The organism is Arthrobacter sp. MDT2-34-1 (genome assembly GCF_059091365.1).
This window is the reverse complement of record NZ_JBNHGO010000186.1, coordinates 1-334: the sequence shown is the minus strand read 5'-3', so window position 1 is coordinate 334 and position 334 is coordinate 1. Positions and strand designations below refer to the sequence as shown.

The window sequence follows — 334 nt, the reverse complement described above, 5'->3', positions numbered from 1 at the left end:
GTTGATGGCGTGTTCGCCCTCGACCTTACCCACCAGCGTGTCGAGCGCGAGATCGAATTGGTCGAATCCGAAGACGTGCGTGCGCATCCGGTCGAGCGGGATCGCCCCGGACGCAACGATGTCCGCCGCGATCTGATATGCCTCGTTGTTCTGCCCGGCGGCACCGAGGAGCCGGATGCTGCGCGTCGTAAGCATGCCGATCGGAAAGCCGTCCATCGTCGGGGCCTTGACGCCCGCGGACACGAGCGTGCCCCCGAACCGGAGCATGTTGAGCCCGTCTAGCGTCGGCTTCGTCGTGTGCGGCGTGGTGTCGACGACGATATCGAAGCCCTCG

Annotated in this window: 1 protein-coding gene; it reads right to left on the bottom strand. The window is 65.6% G+C overall.

From position 1 onward, the window contains the following. Window positions 1-334: hypothetical protein (locus AC5RVV_RS18295; RefSeq protein WP_494002750.1), on the bottom strand; the 334-nt coding region annotated here is incomplete at both ends.